This is a genomic window from Myxococcales bacterium (assembly GCA_023898405.1).
GTDB lineage: Bacteria > Myxococcota > UBA727 > UBA727 > JABDBI01.
This window is the reverse complement of sequence record CP060221.1, coordinates 2,223,778-2,240,300: the sequence shown is the minus strand read 5'-3', so window position 1 is coordinate 2,240,300 and position 16,523 is coordinate 2,223,778. Positions and strand designations below refer to the sequence as shown.

Sequence of the window (16,523 nt, the reverse complement as noted above, 5' to 3'; positions counted from 1 at the left end):
ATTATTAAAGGCCCCTGCTAGCGGGGCCCCATTTTTTTATACTTACCACATCACGCTGGAGCTGAGATTATCATGATTATGATGCGCACTTAGATGCAGGTGATCCATGCCATCGCTGCCACATCCTCCAGTGTAGACACCATGAGTATTGAAGAAGCTGCTCAATGTCATGTGAACATTTACTGCTGTATTAAGCACACCGTGGGCTGCTCCATGCACAGCACCAACGCCAGTATCAAGCACCCCATGAACCAAATTGCCTGCCACATTGAGAACAGTGAATCCACCATCTATCAAAAACGCACCAATGCCAACACCTGTAGCTGCAAGATCAGCAAAACCATGAAGAATATGAGTAGCCATATCTGCTGTCACTTGAACCAGTCCATGATCGGTGACGATATAGGCGCCAATGAAATTCACATGACTGCCAATTTGTACTCCTTTAAAGGAAACTCTGTGGTCAATGAAAGCACCACTAAAATTCACATTATCAAGCTTAGCTCCGGCAAATGAGCTTATTACAGTTGATTTTCGTCCTTTCGCTACGCCAAAGTGAGCACCATGAAAGTTTGTATTGGTGATCATGGTATTTTGAAAACTCACACCCATTAACTGACCACTCATGCTGCTTTGACTGATGGAACCTTTAGAAAAATTAACCTTATACATCGGTCCATTCCAAGAAAGATCATTGATGACCGCCTTAGAAAGGTTCAACTTTGACCAGGTAGATTGGGTAAAGCAATTATGATTGAGCTTTAGATTTTTATGTTTAGTCCATCGGAAGTGGTGTTTTGTTCCCCAGACATGACCATGTACATGGTGATGATGAAAATCGCCATTGTGCATTAGCAATGCGATATCGACATCATCACCCAAAAGCTGACAATTAGACTGTGTGATAGTTGCTCCGCAACCTGCTTGTGCGCTTTGCTCTAGAGAAAATTTTTGTTGCACTGCTTTCGATTGAGAACATTGACCCATATCATTTTGAGCACTTTGCTGAGCAGCACCGCATTGACTGATTGTTAAACCTGCATCATCGTCGCTGCTGCTGTAGCTATCACTATCGCTATCACTGCTGCTATCATTAATTTCAATAATTTTTACGCCTTTTTGGAGAAAGCTTTGTTGAGCGCTTTGCTCTGCACACTGTTGAGCCGACGCTTGCTTGGCACATCCGCTTTGTTGCAGGCTCGTTTGCTTAGCACATGAACTTTGTTGGACGCTAGTTTGCTTAGCACATGCATTTTGTTGAGCAGCACCTTGTGCTTGGCCTTGATTCATGGCCTGAGCTCCCAAGGACATGGCCATCGCCACTAGACCACTTGCGATAACTGGTTTATTAAACATATGAGCTGACCTCGTTAGTTTTTGTGTCGTTACTGGGCTAGCATTTGGGGTCAGCTTATTATTCCTAACTAAAAATTCTTATTATTTTTTTATTTGCTAGCTTTTACCTATCCTCCTGTCTGCGACATAGAAAATAAACGCCGACGATGTTTGTTGAGACTTGGATGAAATGATTCTTTATTCTCGACCGATTGTTTTATGCATGCTTCAAGTTTTTTTTCGTCTTCTTTTAAAAGATCTACGCCTACGGAATCATAGAGACAGCCATAGAGTTTTCCCGACGCACTCAGACGCAAGCGATTACAATTTTCACAAAAAGGTTGAGTATCTGAAGCGATAAGGCCAAAATTCACATTCAATGCTGAAAAATAAAACTGCTGTGCCGGATCGCTTGCATGTTTGCGAGGCATAGCAATCACTTCGCCGTAACTTTTAATTTTCTCAATTATTTTTTTTCCACTCAAAAAATTTTCTTTCACAAAATCTTGGGCTGATCCCGTATTCATCAATTCAATAAAGCGCACTTCGAGCTTATATTTTTTTGCCATAAGTAAGAAATCTAGCAGTTCATCGTCATTGTTCGACTGCTGCACAACCATGTTGAGCTTAGTTTCAAAGCCTATGGCTTGAGCTTTTTCAATGGCATTTAAAACACTTGCCACACTTCCTTTGCCCATAAGATTTGCATAGCGAGATTCATTCAAACTATCTAAGTGAAAAGTAATGTGCCTGAGACCTGCCTGCCATAGAGATTGAGCCCTTTTGGTAAAAAGCAAACCATTGGTAGTAAGAGCACGTTTACTGCCAGGAAAATATTCAGAAAATATTTCAACTATAGACGGCAACTCTTTTCTCAACAAAGGTTCTCCGCCGGTGAAGCGAATTTTTTCAATGGGAATTGTTTGCAGTGCACAAGCAAGTTTTTGGTAGGAGCTCAGCGATAATTTTTGATTGGAAAACTTTTGTGGAGGATCACAATAATTGCAGCGCAACTGACAATTTTCCAGCACGCTTATGCGGAGCGTATAAGAAGAGAGCATAAAAAAAGACTCCCATAAGAGAGCCTCTATAACAAAAAGTCAGTACAAATTATTCCTGAACATTTTCACCATTCGGAGCTGCTGCTGGTTCTTGTAGTTTTCCAGCCTCACCTGCATCTTCGGCTTTCATGCCTTCTTCTTGATTCAAAGTTCCTTCAGCGGGCTTATCAGACGCTGGAACTTTGCTTGGTGCTGAAGATGACGCTTGCGAACTTTTTTCTAATGCATCGAGAACTGATTTATTGCCCGCCGAAGACGACATATATGAGAGAGCGAAATTTGTTACCATGAAGCATACCGCTGCTCCGAAAGTAATTTTTGATAAAAAAGTATTGGCACCGCGACCGCCAAATACCGTATCACTACCCGCGCCACCAAGAGCAGCACTTGCACCACCTCGGTTGCCCGGCTGCAACAAAACCACCATGATCAAGAACAAAGCCACCAATACCTGCAATACAACAACCAATGCTAACATTTCGTTTTATCCTAAGCTTAAGAGTCCATTTAAAACTGTTTTAGTCTAATTCATTTTTGTTCAACTCTTTGACCATAGACAAAAATGATTCAACCTGCAATGATGCGCCCCCTACCAAGGCTCCGTCCACATGAGGCATTGCTACAATTTCCCTAATATTATCAGCTTTTACCGAGCCTCCATAGATAACTTTGGCAGGTCTTTTATCTAAAATCTTAAAAATTATGCCATGAGCTTCATCCGCTTCTTTTGCAGAAGCTGAGCGGCCGGTCCCAATGGCCCACAGCGGTTCATAGGCAAAAATAATTTCACCATCCAGATCTTTAATGTGCTCCATCACAAGCTGACACTGTCTATTTAAAACTGCTTCTAGTTGACCTTCATCTCTTTCTTTGAGACTTTCGCCTACACAAATTATTGGAGTTAGCCCACCCAATAAGCAAGCTCGAGCTTTTTTCGCAACATCACTATCGCTTTCTTTAAAGATTGACCTTCTTTCAGAATGACCAACAATCGCCATACTGACTCCGATTTCGCGTAACTGTGCAACCGACCACTCTCCAGTAAATGCTCCTTTTTCTTCATAAAAAACATTTTGAGCGGCAACTTTGATAGAACTTTTACAAAGTTTTTGAACGCTAAAATCAAGCATCAAGGCGACAGGCGCAATAGCCAAATCAACATGTTTCACAGCGGCAATAACTGGAACTACACGCTCAAAAAAGTCCCCTGCACTTGCTTTGCTATGATGAAGTTTCCAATTGGCAATCAGTAATGGTTTTTTACTGCCCATATTTTTTCCTAATAAAATCCTAAAGCTTCAAGACCAGGCAGCACTTTTCCTTCGAGAAGCTCCAAAGCTGCACCGCCTCCGCTAGAAACAAAATCAATTTTTTCAACCAGGCCAGCATGTTTAAGAGCAGCGATAGAATCTCCACCACCAACTACCGTATAGCCTTGAGTATGAGCCAATGCATTCATTATTTCAGCGGTTCCATGAGAAAATGCTTCAACTTCGCACATTCCTAAAGGACCATTCAAAAATACGGTCTCAGCTCTTTTAATCACCCCACAAAACTCAGCCCTGCTTTGAGGACCTATGTCAAATCCTGCCTGTGTCGGCGCAAATTCACCTGAAGCAACAACTTTTATATCACTCTGGTCCTGTGCTCTGGCAACAACATGGTCAGTCGGCAAATAAATTTTTACTCCAAGTTCTTGCGCTTTGCGCAGCAGATTCGATGCCTGCATGAGTTTATCATTTTCCACCATGCTTACGCCCACTTCAAAGCCTTGAGCCTTCAGAAAAGTATATGCCATAGCCCCACCTATAATGAGTGCATCTACTTTTTTTACCAGCTGCGTGAGCACGCCGATCTTACTGCTTACCTTTGCTCCACCAACAATGGCAACAAAGGGACGGTCTGCATGATAAAGGAGCTTATCAAAGGCCTTTAATTCTTTTTTCAACAACAAACCGCCCATGGGTTTTTCAAAAAATTTAGCCACGCCTACTGTTGATGCGTGAGCACGGTGAACAGCACCAAAGGCATCATCTATATAAAAATCCATCCCGCGAGCAAGCATCTTAGCAAAAACTGGATCATTTTTTTCTTCACCACCATGAAAGCGCAAATTTTCTAGCATGATAAGGCTGGCAGGAGGAGCATTGGAAATGATACGGCTTACTCCATCACCCACGCAATCATGAACAAAAATTACTTCTTGATTGAGCAAATCTCTCAAATAATCAGCTACGGGCTGAAGACTCAGCGCTGGTCTCACTTTAGCTTTGGGGCGCCCAAGGTGAGATATAATAACAACTTTGGCGTTGGCTCTTAAAAGTTTGCGAATACTGGGAATTGCAAGCTCAATTCGTTGAGCATCTAAAATATTTCCCTCAGTATCTATGGGAACATTAAAATCCACCCTGCACAAAACATTTTTGCCAGATAACTGATCACTCTCTACTTCATCGAGCCATAAAATTGACATTATTTTTCACCGTTTGTGCATAACAACTGTAATAAATCCACTGCGCGATTAGCAAAACCCCACTCGTTATCATACCAAGATAGAACTTTTATCAAATCGCCATCGATCACTTCAGTACACAATGAATCAACAATAGAAGAGCAATTAGTTCCCAGCATATCCACCGAAACCACCGGGTCGTCACAATAACCTAAAATCCCTTTCAAAGTAGTTTCCGATGCTTGTTTTAATGCATTATTTATTTCTGCTACGTTGGTATTTTTCTCCACATGGCAAACCATATCGATCAAGCTGACATTTGGAGTTGGCACACGAATCGCCATTCCTTGAAAGCGCCCTTCCAACTCAGGCATAACCAATGAAATTGCTTTTGCTGCACCTGTGGTAGTTGGAATCATCGACACAGCGGCCGCACGAGATCTGCGCTTATCTTTGTGGGCTTTATCAAGAATATGCTGATCATTGGTATAACTATGAATGGTGGTCACTGAAGCTTTTTTAATAACAAATTGTTCATGCAGAACTTTTGCTACCGGAGCAATACAATTAGTTGTACACGAGGCTGTGGAAATAATTTTCATATCTGGACGATAGTCACTGCTATTAACTCCATAACAAATGGTTGCATCTGGAGAATCTTTAGCTGGCGCGCTCAGAAGCACTTTTTTTGCACCAGCATCGATATGTTTTTGCGCTTTGTCTCGACTCAAAAAAAGTCCTGTAGATTCCAAAACCACATCAACACCAAGCTCTCTCCAGGGAAGCTCGGCTGGTTCCCTTATGGCAAGAGCTTTGATCTTTTGTCCGTTGACATTAAGATAGCCATCTTCTCTGGAAACATCGCCTTTAAACCGGCCATGTACTGAGTCATACTTAAACAAATATTCCAGTTCATCTAGCTGAGCCAAATCATTGATAGCCACCACTTGAGCATGCGCTCCGAGCAGTCTACGCTCTTCTAAAATACGCAATGCAACACGACCAATACGTCCAAAACCATTGATAGCAATTTTGTAACTCATAGCTTAAGGCCTTTGATTATTTTTTATGCGCTTGAAAACTTAGCAACACGAAGTTTCGTGTCAAGTTGAGCCTGCTTAAAGTTCTATCAACTTTACTAAATTCTTTAGCGTTCAATTGGGCGCTTTGCTAAAAGCTCACTCCCAGAGAGATGCTTACATGCTGTTAAATACTCACAATATTCTTCTATCTGCCTGACAGCATCTTTTGTCTGATCCAAGGATGAAAATATCAATTCAAAATTTTGTGCTAGCCTTAAAGAATCTTCCTTGTTGAAATTTTCATTAAAGTGCACCTCTATAAAGTCATAGTAGCGATATTTATCGGATTCATCTAAGCTCGGCACATCATAAGCGTTGACATTGTTCCACCATATTTCTTGACTAAGAAGAGCATAAAAAATATCTGCTTTGACTGAAGGAATTTCAAACATATAAAAGCTACTATTTTCTTCAAAATCTGCTTTTTTATCTTCTAAAGCAAACAGTAATCCGCCAAAAATATAAAATATTAAAACCATAAGAGTTTTAGTTTGCATGCTTCCTCTCAAATTAACTTTTAATAAAAAATGAATTAGAGGTTTATAATATTTCTTAATTTTTATGATTAAATTTTTTCGAGACACGAAACTCCCCCATTTGCATTGGAGTCTTGACTGTGATTGAAGCCTTACAATTATTTTCAAAGCCTTACTTTGCTCATAAAGGATTTTCTATGTCGTTGCTCCAAGGAACTATGGGCTACCAACGTTTTCGCTTAGCTCAATCTGATTTAAGCGCTGCTGATATCGCTCAGAAATTATCTCTTTTTAAATTTCGCCCCCTTCACCCTCAAGGCGAAGACAACGAAAGCGCAGGATGGGTAGCTTTTCAGTCTGAATATGATCACGAAAAAAGCATTGAAGTGTCTGATTTTTATTACGATGGCAAAATTATTTTATGTTTAAGAGTAGATAATTTGATCGTTCCTAAACAGCTTTTAAAGTCATTAGTCAAAAAAAGCTTAAATAATTATTTTCGTGATCATCAAAAAGCTGCAGATAAGACAGTACGCAAAGAGATCGAACGCGCTGAGATCCAAGGTTTACGGCAAAGAATTTTAGCCAAAAGCCGTTTTGTAGAGGCAGTCTGGGATCTTAGTGGCGAATTAAAAATACTAAGCCGCAGCCATAATTTGGTGGATAGATTTTTAGGAGTATTTCAGGATAGTTTTTTGACTCGCCCAGAGCGTCATGATTGCGCGTCACAGACCTACGATTATTGCCTAAAAAACGACTCTATTATTGTTATGGATGCCCTCCATCACACACCACTTTTTACGCCACCAACACGAATCGATGTGCAGTAAGGGGATAAACATGCTTACACACACAAAAGAAATTGCTCGGCTTAGAGATAATGCTTCTTTCTTGGCTTATGAATATTTAAGCTGGCTTTTTTTACTGCTCGACCGAGAAAACGCCGGTGAAATTATTTCAGACATCACCAAAGATGTGCTTTTTAAGGAAGATATTAAAATCACTCTTGGCACCAAACTTGTCACCTGTCTTTTTAATCATAAGGAGCAAAAAACCTCTATCACAAGCCCTTGCTTAGAGGAGAGCCACGAAATTTTTGCCAGTCTTCGCAATGGCCACATGGTGGAATCTTTGGCAATAATGATTGGGTTTTCTGACTATTCCTTGCATGTTCAACTCAATGCCACTGACTTTGCCCTCACTCAAATCAAATTAAAAACAGATTATGAAAATGATGATCTCAATCAAGAAGAGAGCTTGAGCGAGCAGGATAAAACTCGAGAAGCGATTTTCTTACGTATGAGTGCAATAAAGGATCTAGAAAAAATACTCGACGCGCTTTTTTCAAGATTTTTGCAGATTCGCTTAAAAACATATCAACAAGAGCTTAGCCACATGCGCCAACACATTGACAAGCGACTGAGCCAAGTTAACAAAAATAATGAAACACCACCTGCACCACTTCATCAAGAAACGCCATTGGAACTTTAACTTTGGCTCTCAACTTTTTTGTTCATTTTGGTCAATAAAAAAGGCGGATACACCGCCCTTTTTCAATACAACAATTCTAACAACTGCTGATAATCCACTTTATTTTTGCAGTACTTTTCTACGAGCTAGCTCAACAAGGACTGCAGTTTAAGCGCAAGGGACATATCGCCCTTCACTCGGATCTTCCCTTGCATAAAAGCCATAGTGGGATTTAATTTTCCTGTGGCAAGCTTCACCCAATCATCAGATTCTTTGATGGTGATAGTACATTGCGCATCGCCATCAGATTTTTGTACCCAGCCATCTTCCTTAGTAAGATCCACGAGCCATTTTTCACCAGCAATATCAAACAAATAGCTTGCATTGATCTTTTTTGCTTTGTCCTTAGTAAGACGTTTACTCATTTCATCAAACACTACCTGAGGAGTTGCCATAGCTCACCTACTTATCTTATCAGAGGCGTTTAACGCCAATATTGTGCCTTGGCCTTGTGACAAATGCGATTACTAATGTCAAGGAAAACCTGAGAGGCTGTTGTGGAAGGCACGGAAAAATTTTTGAGTTACATTTTTATGGGCGCTACTGGGAATAAATTATCATCAAGAAACTTTATACCACACATAGATCGGGTGATTATATATGAAAATTTACACTACGGTGCTGCTTTTTTATTCCTCTTTAATAAATCTTACAGCACGCACTAATTCAATATTATCGTCAGGCTATTTAGCAGACAATGAAAGCAGTATTGAACAAAAATTATTTGACCCTGATGACTCTTCGCAAAGCTCTATAGGAAATAAATATTTTTCGTTTTATCATGCCGCATTAAAACTTGATACCAGTGACTCTGGAAAGCAACACTCGAAATCAAAAACTGAATTTTTTAATTATTCTGGCACTAGTGATGACAATGATTTCTATAAAGATTATCTACTTTTTTTGCGCGATCAAAAACACATCAAAGCCAATGATGAAAGTGAGCAAGCTCTCTTTGATTCTAAGGCAAAAACTGAAATTTTCAATTGTTTTGGCAGTAGTAATGACAATGATTTTCATGAATAAAAGCTGCTTCGTTTTTGCTCAGCAAGAAAATAACAAGGCCAAAAATGTGGCTTATTAATCAAGCCAAGAGTTTAAAAGCAAACTACAAAAAAATCTGCATAATTAGTTTTATCGTAGAAATCTTAGCTTTTACGCATGAGAACTTGCTGATCTTCGCTCATAAATATGTACCGGTGTGCTGCGCATCCAACTCATATCCAAGCGTAAAATTTTAAGCAGGCGAAAATGCTTTTCATCGGGAAGCTCTTGCAGACTTACTAGGCGGAAGGGGTGCGTAAATTGTGCCAATCTTTTACTTACCTCTTTCATAAATTTAATTGAAAAGGCTGTGGAACATACATAGATGACCGTCGCTTCACTTAGATCAACACTCATCAAATCTTTGTGCAAAAGAGTAATTTTCGATTTGAGTAGTGGTTCGTATTCGCATGCTCTCCCAAAAGCAACGGATGCCTCTTTGTAGCGTAGTAAAGACAATTCAACACCAACGGATTTTTTTACCAGCGTAGTAAGCGCGGTATGAATAACAACTTTCCCCACTCCCGAGCCCAAATCATAAAAAACATCTTTTTTATCAAGTTTGAGAAAAGCTAATAACTTATTGAGCGCAGCATGTCTTATCTCGCCGTAAACGGGTGATCCTTTGCTTTTTTTCACCCGCTGATTATCTTCCGAAGGAATTTCAAAACCGCAGAGATCTTTATAAATTCTATTCATGAGTGTGCGAGTAGTTAAAAGTTGCTGTGTCACCTGTGCTCCTTATTAAAAACCTTTAAGGATATTTTACGAGCCGCTGATAATAATACAATAAAACAACTGATTTCATGATGTTAGACACAGAAATATTCATACGTATCCTCAAGAATAAACTGCAGCTTTAATTTCTGAACGCCCGCAGTGATAACGAGGACTAGGAAGAAATTAAACTGAAGTTTATTTTTGTAAGCCTTAAAACATATCCCAAGAATAAACTGCAGCTTTAATTTCTGAACGCCCGCAGTGATAACGAGGACTAGGAAGAAATTAACTGAAGTTTATTTTTGGGATTGAAACTTTACTATGAAACTGAACATCTCTTTTTTTACCAGAAGATAAAAGTAATAATATATAGGAATTTAAATTATAAGAGGCGATACCATGACCACAACATCGCAAATACGAGATCCCATCCACGGCGTTATTTACCTAAACTCTCAAGAACGAGCTGTCATTGAATCTCATGCTTTCCAAAGACTAAGGGGTATCAAGCAACTAGGCTTTGCTGATTTTGCTTTTCCTGGCGCGACCCACACACGCTTTGCCCACAGTTTGGGGGCAATGAATTTTGCAGGTAAAATGTTTGATAGAATCATGGCTAAAAGCACGATTAATCAAACTTCACTCAGTTTATTTCGCCAAGTTGTACGCTTAGCCGCACTGCTTCATGATGTCGGTCATCCGCCACTATCTCACACAACAGAAATGTTGATGCCATTAAAAACTCCATCTCAAACTTCGAAAAAAAACGAGCGAGTAAAGCACGAAGACTATAGCTTGAGCATAATCTTAAACTCTTCTCTCACAGAATGTATTAAAAAAAATTTTGGTAGCGACATGGCAATTATGGTAGCCGCATTGCTTGCCAAGGATTCCCAAAATAATTTTTTTGCTGTTGCTAATATCGATTACTCCCCTTTACTTCGACAAATTATTTCTTCCGAAATTGATTGCGACCGCATGGATTATCTTTTGAGAGATAGTTTTTATTGTGGAGTAAACTACGGCAAATTCGATAGCGATTGGTTAGTTGAAAATCTGCTCTATATTATAGACCACAAAAAAGCTTATCTTGCTATTAAAGCACGAGCCCTATTTGCTTTTGAAGATTTTTTACTGTCACGCTATCACATGTTTTTGAGCGTTTATCTACATCATACTCCGGTCATTATGGAAAAAATGCTCGCCCATTTTTTTAGTGAATGCCCTAAAGAGTTTATACTCCCAAGCGATATCGAAAATTATCTAGCCATTGACGATGTTGATCTATGGTGGGCTTTAAGACATAGCAAAAATTCCTGGGCACAACGCATCGTTCAAAAAAAACCCTATGTTTTACTGATTGAACAAGTGCTGAGCTCAAGCAAAATTCCCCCGCCCAATCAGCCTCAAATAATTGAACAAGCGCTCACTAAGGCTGGCATCGAGGTCATAAGTACCCACTCCAAAAGTTCTATTTCGCATTATTTTAATACTTCTAAATCGATGCTCTTTGTCCAAGAGCCACGCAAAGATCCCATAAAATTGGAAAAATTTTCTTCACTTTTCATTCGCTATCAAGTGCCCACACAGATAGACAGAATTTTTGTTGATCCCCACTACGTATTAGAAGCTCAACAGATCGTTGATAAACTTCAAAGAGCATGAATATTTTTTACTTGAACAAATCATGCGAGAACCAAAAAATTGAGCTAAAACTCTAATAATTATCTGAGGAAATACATGTATAAAACTTTATTGCCCTTATTTTTTGCCCTTTTTACCTTAAGCTTTCCCTTAAAATGTGACTCTGCCCGCTATGCGATAGCTTTTAATGGACTTCAGACCATGGCTTTTTACAGCGCCAACAAAATTTTTGTATCCCCCCAATTTCCTAAACTGGTCTTTCTTCCTTTCCACTTTGATGCTCAAATTCGGCTCGATGATATTAAGGCTTTGAGTTTTGGTTTAGTTTATCGCTATGAAAACTATCATGACAATGGTCCTCTCTATTCCGATAAAGGTAGCTTGCGGGTCATGAAACTTTGGACCAACTACCATGAAGTTTTTATGTTAGCGGGAATGCGATTTAGCCCTAAAAATACGGGGCTTGAGGGCCTATATTTTCTGGCGAGAGGCGGTTTAGGATTAGCAATGAGTCCCGATTATTTTGCTTTGTCGGCACTTGCCCAGCCTGAGGTTGGCTATTCTTTTTCTTTCGGCGCTCCAGGATTAAGGCTTGATATCGGACTGGGAGTTTTATTGAATCTCCCCTTTTATGAAACAATCGACTTTGCTGTTCCATGGAAAAAAAATTCCATGAGCTACAGCCTGGTTGGAATTCTCGTCCATCAGGCAATACCAGTACTCAATCTAGGCTTAGGATTTAATTGGTAAGTTGTCCATTTTTAATGGTTAGTCGCGCAGGATGCATGGTCCAGTCATAAAAAATTTCATTCCAATCATGACAGTGGGTCAACAAAATATCTGCTTTTTTCCCTGGAGCGATTACTCCGCGATCAGTAAAACCAAGTGAAAGCGCTGCATGAACTGTTATTGCTTTAAGAGCGTTGGCTGGCGCAACCTCCATCAATGTGACAGCCAGCCGTGCAGCCAAAATCAAATCGTTGCACATCGCCGATCCCGGATTAAAATCAGTAGCTATGGCAAGCTTCACGTGAGAATTGACAAGCTCATGCACCGGCGGCAATTGTTGTGCCCGCAGAAAAAGTGCAGCAATGGGCACAAGCTCAACAATACAATTGTGCATAGCGATAATTTTTATATCGTCCGCCCTTAAAAAATCGCCATGACTGATACTTTTAATGGGAAAATCCAACAACAGTTGAGCACTGCCTTGATAAGAAAGTTGCTCTAGGTGCGCTCGTAAACCAAAACCTAAATCACATGCCTTTTTAAAAATGGTTCGCGTCTGTTCAATGGAGAATGCGCCCTTTTCACAAAAAACATCACAGTCTACCGCCAGTTTTTCATGAGCGATCTGAGGCAGCATCTCATTAATAATCGCATCCACGTAGCTTTGAGCGTTGGCTTTATATTCGCTTGGAATAACATGAGCTCCCAAAAAAGTAGCGCTGATATCTACGGCGTGTGATGCATTGAGTTCTTTTAAAATACGCAGCATGGCTAACTCATGCGTTGAGCTCAATCCATATCCAGATTTTGCCTCGATGGTCGTCACGCCCTTATGCAACATGGACGTGAGATATGCGTGGGCTGAATCAAAGAGCTGTTGATGAGAAGCCTTACGCGTAGCACTAACAGTGGATTGAATGCCACCACCTTTTGCCATGATTGATTGGTAGCTCTCACCTGACATTCGCCAGGAAAATTCTTCTGCTCGTTTAGATGCAAAAATTAAATGAGTATGGCAATCAATGAGCCCCGGCATTACAACTTTTTTTTCGGCATCAATAATATTGTGCACCATTACCTGAGGTAGCTCTTTTTGCGGACCACACCAAAAAATAGTTGAATCATCGATGAGCAATGCCGCATCTTCAATGAGATCAAGCTCATTTTCATGATTCGCCATGCACAACAATTGGCTGATATTGTTGATCAAAAGCACAAAAATCTCCTGCCAAGGTAAATCTTTATTTCCATTTCACAAATACCGACACATCCATACCTCATCGTTCTTTGAACAGATCTAGTAATTTTATGATCGGAATTTGCTCTTTCAAACTGCTCATTCTTAGTTTGTTTAGTAATTCGCGTAAATTAAGAGGTGCTTTATCAAAAACATCCCAATACTTAGCTTCATCATCACTGTTTAACAGCAAATGAAGGGTAATCGCTGTTCTTTTATTTTCTTTATTTATTTTATCTATAACTACTGAATAAAAATACTGAGATTTATTGCTATCTATTTTAATTTTCGCAGTTCTAGGTGATAAAACAGAATCATGTATATGTACTTCGAAATCTTTTAATGCGCCTACTTTTATTTCATTTTCATAACTAACATCAAATTGGTTTTCAAACACACCTATATCCACTCTGGTGAGTAAGCGAGTACCGTCAAAATTTAAAGGGGCATCAGTATCAAGCCAAGTATGCGACATAATACCTGTTGTATATTGAGATGAATCTTGATCTTTATGGTCTTCTTTTTCTCCTAAAGTGCTTAGTGATTGACCCACTATAAAAATATCAATAAAGTCTTTACTTATTTTTTCCATTGAAATTTGTTTTTGCACAGAATTAGGTAAAACATCATAAAAACTTATAGGCAATTTAATTGCCAAAAATGGATATGAGTCCTGTTTTAAAATACCTGATTTGGGATAATCTTGTAAAAATATAGCATTTGGATAACAGCCTGAAATTTTTTTATAAATATTCGATTTTTTCACATTTATAAAATAGCCAGAATTTATATCGAGCACTGAAGTATCTAAGAAATTATTTTTAGCTAACACCTGTGTAAAAGTAGAACGTGAATCATTTTTTATAGGTGAACAACCAATAAATAAAAAAAATATTAAAAAGAAAATCATATTATCCCGTCCTTTATGCGGTAATTGCCAAATACTAAACAGAGATAGGCTAATTTAAGTTATAGCGAATCGCTGCAAGCTTTCTGTATCCAAGGCTTAAATCTAAAAAACCATCTCTTAATGGCACGCCATAGGAATAACAACGCCTCTTTCTTTTGCCACCTGTAAAGCCTTTTCGTAACCGGCGTCGGCGTGACGCATAATTCCCAAAGCAGGATCGGCTGTAAGCACGCGTTCAAGCATAGCATCGGCTTCTTTTGAACCATCGGCTACGCACACTTGCCCTGCATGAAGACTATAGCCCATACCAACTCCTCCACCGTGGTGAAAGCTCACCCATGAAGCTCCGCATGCAGCGTTGCTCAAAGCATTTAGGATTGGCCAATCAGCAATAGCATCGCTACCATCAAGCATTTTTTCTGTTTCACGAAAAGGACTTGCTACAGAACCACAATCAAGATGATCACGCCCAATGACGACTGGCGCTTTAAGCTCACCTGTGCGCACCATCTCATTAAATTTTAATCCAGCTAAATGTCGCTCTTTATAACCGAGCCAACAAATACGAGCAGGCAAACCTTGAAACGAAATTTTTTCTTTGGCGAGCTTTAACCATCGCACCAATGACTTTTTATGTGAAAAAAGTTCCATGATAGCGTGATCGGTTTTGAAAATATCTTCTTCATCTCCAGAAAGAGCCATCCACCGAAAAGGCCCCATGCCTTCGCAAAAAAGCGGCCTAATATATTTGGGAACAAAGCCATCGTAGTCAAATGCACGAGCACATCCGCCATTTTTTGCACCAGCACGAATATTATTGCCATAGTCAAATACCGGCACTCCCAGATCAAGATAGCGAATCATGGCATCCACCTGTTGAGCCATAGAGTGCTCTACCAGTTTGAGATAGCTTTGGGGATTTTTTTCGCGCTCGATCACACATTGTTCAAGGCTCAATCCTTTTGGCACATATCCATACATGGGATCATGAGCAGAGGTTTGATCGGTAATTAAATCGGGGATAAAATTTTTCTCGATGAGCTTAGGGTAGACTTCGCAGGCGTTAGCAATGAGGGCAATACTGCGCCCAACCTCAGATGCTTTATATTTTTTTGCCCGTTCGATGGCCTCATCAAGCGAATAGACAATCTCATCGAGATATTTGCTATGCAGCCGTTTTTTCGCTCGCATTTCATCTACCTCTATAGCCAAACATACTCCGTCAAGCATAGTGACTGCCAAGGGTTGAGCTCCACCCATTCCCCCAAGCCCTGCGGTCAAAACAATTTTTCCTCTAAGATGGCCATCGTTATTAAAGTGCTGCCGGGCAGCCTGAGCAAAAGTTTCATAGGTGCCCTGCACAATTCCCTGAGAACCTATATAGATCCACGAACCTGCGGTCATCTGCCCATACATGATAAGCCCTTTGCGTTCTAGCTCATCGAAATGCTCCCATGTAGCCCACTTAGCAACTAAATTTGAATTTGCGATCAAAACCCTGGGAGCATGATGATGAGTTTTAAGCACCCCCACCGCTTTTCCTGATTGGATGAGCAAGGTTTCGTCGTTGTCAAGAATTTTTAGCTGCCGAACAATTTCATCATATGCTTCCCACGAACGCGCAGCTTTTCCTCGACCGCCATAGACAATAAGCTCCTCAGGCAATTCTGCAACCTCACTGTCAAGATTATTCATCAAGCATCGCATTACTGCTTCTTGCGCCCATGATTTACACGTGATGTCAGTTCCTCTCGGTGCTTTGATATGTCGTATGGTATCCATTCTTTGTCCTGCTAAAAAATCTTAATCATGAAATCAGCATAGTGGACATAAACCAATAATGGCACTTACTTATTGCTCAAAATTATTTTGAGAACATATTTTCAAATAGTCTCGATCGTGAGGTTTAGTTAAGAATTTTGGACTCAGCTTCATGCTACCACTCATCGCTATCTGCATATGCTATGGTTACGAAACGAAGACCTACTTTTTTAACCTTGTTAAGCTAAACCTATTTGCTATTCATGGAACGACAATGTTTCAGCGCACATACTAAAATCCCTTCTGGTGCTCGTATTTTCGTAGGGTCAAGCCCATATCAGGTACTTCTAAGAAATGCCGTGAAATTTACAAAAAGATTATTCACGCATTATGGCGAACTTTCTGAAAAAATGATTTTTAAAAACGTCACCTTTGCAAGAATTCGCGTTTATGTCACCTGTGGGCTTACTTATGAGTAGGGAATCTAGATATTCTGCTCATTTATTTAGTACGCCAGGCATTCAAATATGTATTTTTTTGTC

General features: G+C 39.9%; 17 protein-coding genes. 5 read left to right on the top strand and 12 right to left on the bottom strand.

Going from position 1 to position 16,523, the window contains the following annotated elements:
- Positions 1-42 precede the first annotated feature (42 nt).
- The 7 genes from H6731_10160 to H6731_10130 all read right to left on the bottom strand — a co-directional run bounded on the left by H6731_10160 (position 43) and on the right by H6731_10130 (position 6,427).
- On the bottom strand, positions 43-1,356 hold the full coding sequence (locus H6731_10160; protein USN50610.1) for a pentapeptide repeat-containing protein: 1,314 nt from the start codon (positions 1,354-1,356) through the stop codon (positions 43-45).
- Between the two features lie 107 nt (positions 1,357-1,463).
- On the bottom strand, positions 1,464-2,396 hold the full coding sequence (locus H6731_10155) for a radical SAM protein (GenBank protein USN50609.1): 933 nt from the start codon (positions 2,394-2,396) through the stop codon (positions 1,464-1,466).
- A gap of 49 nt (positions 2,397-2,445) precedes the next feature.
- Positions 2,446-2,874: a preprotein translocase subunit SecG gene (gene secG, locus H6731_10150; protein ID USN50608.1), complete on the bottom strand. Its 429-nt coding sequence runs from the start codon at positions 2,872-2,874 to the stop codon at positions 2,446-2,448.
- A 40-nt stretch (positions 2,875-2,914) separates the two neighbouring features.
- The gene (locus H6731_10145; protein USN50607.1) at positions 2,915-3,667 is read right to left on the bottom strand and encodes a triose-phosphate isomerase; all 753 of its coding nucleotides are present in this window, start codon (positions 3,665-3,667) and stop codon (positions 2,915-2,917) included.
- Between the two features lie 8 nt (positions 3,668-3,675).
- Positions 3,676-4,869 (bottom strand): phosphoglycerate kinase, encoded by a 1,194-nt coding sequence (locus H6731_10140; GenBank protein ID USN50606.1) that lies wholly within the window; start codon positions 4,867-4,869, stop codon positions 3,676-3,678.
- Positions 4,869-5,891 carry a type I glyceraldehyde-3-phosphate dehydrogenase gene (gene gap, locus H6731_10135; GenBank protein USN50605.1) on the bottom strand — a complete coding sequence of 341 codons (1,023 nt, stop codon included), beginning with the start codon at positions 5,889-5,891 and terminating at the stop codon, positions 4,869-4,871. The genes H6731_10140 and gap overlap by 1 nt, the downstream gene beginning before the upstream one ends.
- Positions 5,892-5,995: 104 nt before the next feature.
- Positions 5,996-6,427 carry a hypothetical protein gene (locus H6731_10130; GenBank protein ID USN50604.1) on the bottom strand — a complete coding sequence of 144 codons (432 nt, stop codon included), beginning with the start codon at positions 6,425-6,427 and terminating at the stop codon, positions 5,996-5,998.
- Positions 6,428-6,546: 119 nt separating this feature from the next.
- Here H6731_10130 and rdgC point away from each other — a divergent pair, with 119 nt between their 5' ends.
- Entirely contained in the window at positions 6,547-7,236 is a 690-nt protein-coding gene (gene rdgC / locus H6731_10125) for a recombination-associated protein RdgC (protein ID USN50603.1), read from the top strand.
- 10 nt (positions 7,237-7,246) lie between these two features.
- Positions 7,247-7,897, top strand: a complete 651-nt coding sequence (locus H6731_10120; GenBank protein USN50602.1) for a hypothetical protein — start codon at positions 7,247-7,249, stop codon at positions 7,895-7,897.
- A 125-nt stretch (positions 7,898-8,022) separates the two neighbouring features.
- Here the strand turns inward: H6731_10120 and H6731_10115 are convergent, their stop codons facing one another.
- Positions 8,023-8,331 (bottom strand): SCP2 sterol-binding domain-containing protein, encoded by a 309-nt coding sequence (locus H6731_10115; protein ID USN50601.1) that lies wholly within the window; start codon positions 8,329-8,331, stop codon positions 8,023-8,025.
- Positions 8,332-8,536: 205 nt separating this feature from the next.
- On the opposite strand from H6731_10115, the gene H6731_10110 reads away from it, so the two are divergent.
- Positions 8,537-8,962 carry a hypothetical protein gene (locus H6731_10110; protein ID USN50600.1) on the top strand — a complete coding sequence of 142 codons (426 nt, stop codon included), beginning with the start codon at positions 8,537-8,539 and terminating at the stop codon, positions 8,960-8,962.
- 129 nt (positions 8,963-9,091) lie between these two features.
- Here H6731_10110 and H6731_10105 read toward each other — a convergent pair whose 3' ends face one another.
- On the bottom strand, positions 9,092-9,712 hold the full coding sequence (locus H6731_10105; GenBank protein USN50599.1) for a hypothetical protein: 621 nt from the start codon (positions 9,710-9,712) through the stop codon (positions 9,092-9,094).
- Positions 9,713-10,099: 387 nt separating this feature from the next.
- Here H6731_10105 and H6731_10100 point away from each other — a divergent pair, with 387 nt between their 5' ends.
- Positions 10,100-11,365, top strand: a complete 1,266-nt coding sequence (locus tag H6731_10100) for an HD domain-containing protein (GenBank protein ID USN50598.1) — start codon at positions 10,100-10,102, stop codon at positions 11,363-11,365.
- A 75-nt stretch (positions 11,366-11,440) separates the two neighbouring features.
- The gene (locus tag H6731_10095) at positions 11,441-12,094 is read left to right on the top strand and encodes a hypothetical protein (GenBank protein USN50597.1); all 654 of its coding nucleotides are present in this window, start codon (positions 11,441-11,443) and stop codon (positions 12,092-12,094) included.
- On the opposite strand, the gene H6731_10090 is transcribed toward H6731_10095, so the two are convergent.
- From H6731_10090 to hutU, 3 genes are all read right to left on the bottom strand, one after another.
- Entirely contained in the window at positions 12,084-13,289 is a 1,206-nt protein-coding gene (locus tag H6731_10090) for an imidazolonepropionase (GenBank protein ID USN50596.1), read from the bottom strand. The two genes, H6731_10095 and H6731_10090, sit on opposite strands and share 11 nt — an antisense overlap.
- Positions 13,290-13,350: 61 nt before the next feature.
- Entirely contained in the window at positions 13,351-14,220 is an 870-nt protein-coding gene (locus tag H6731_10085) for a hypothetical protein (GenBank protein USN50595.1), read from the bottom strand.
- A 117-nt stretch (positions 14,221-14,337) separates the two neighbouring features.
- Positions 14,338-16,002 carry a urocanate hydratase gene (gene hutU, locus H6731_10080; GenBank protein ID USN50594.1) on the bottom strand — a complete coding sequence of 555 codons (1,665 nt, stop codon included), beginning with the start codon at positions 16,000-16,002 and terminating at the stop codon, positions 14,338-14,340.
- Between the last annotated feature and the right edge of the window lie 521 nt (positions 16,003-16,523).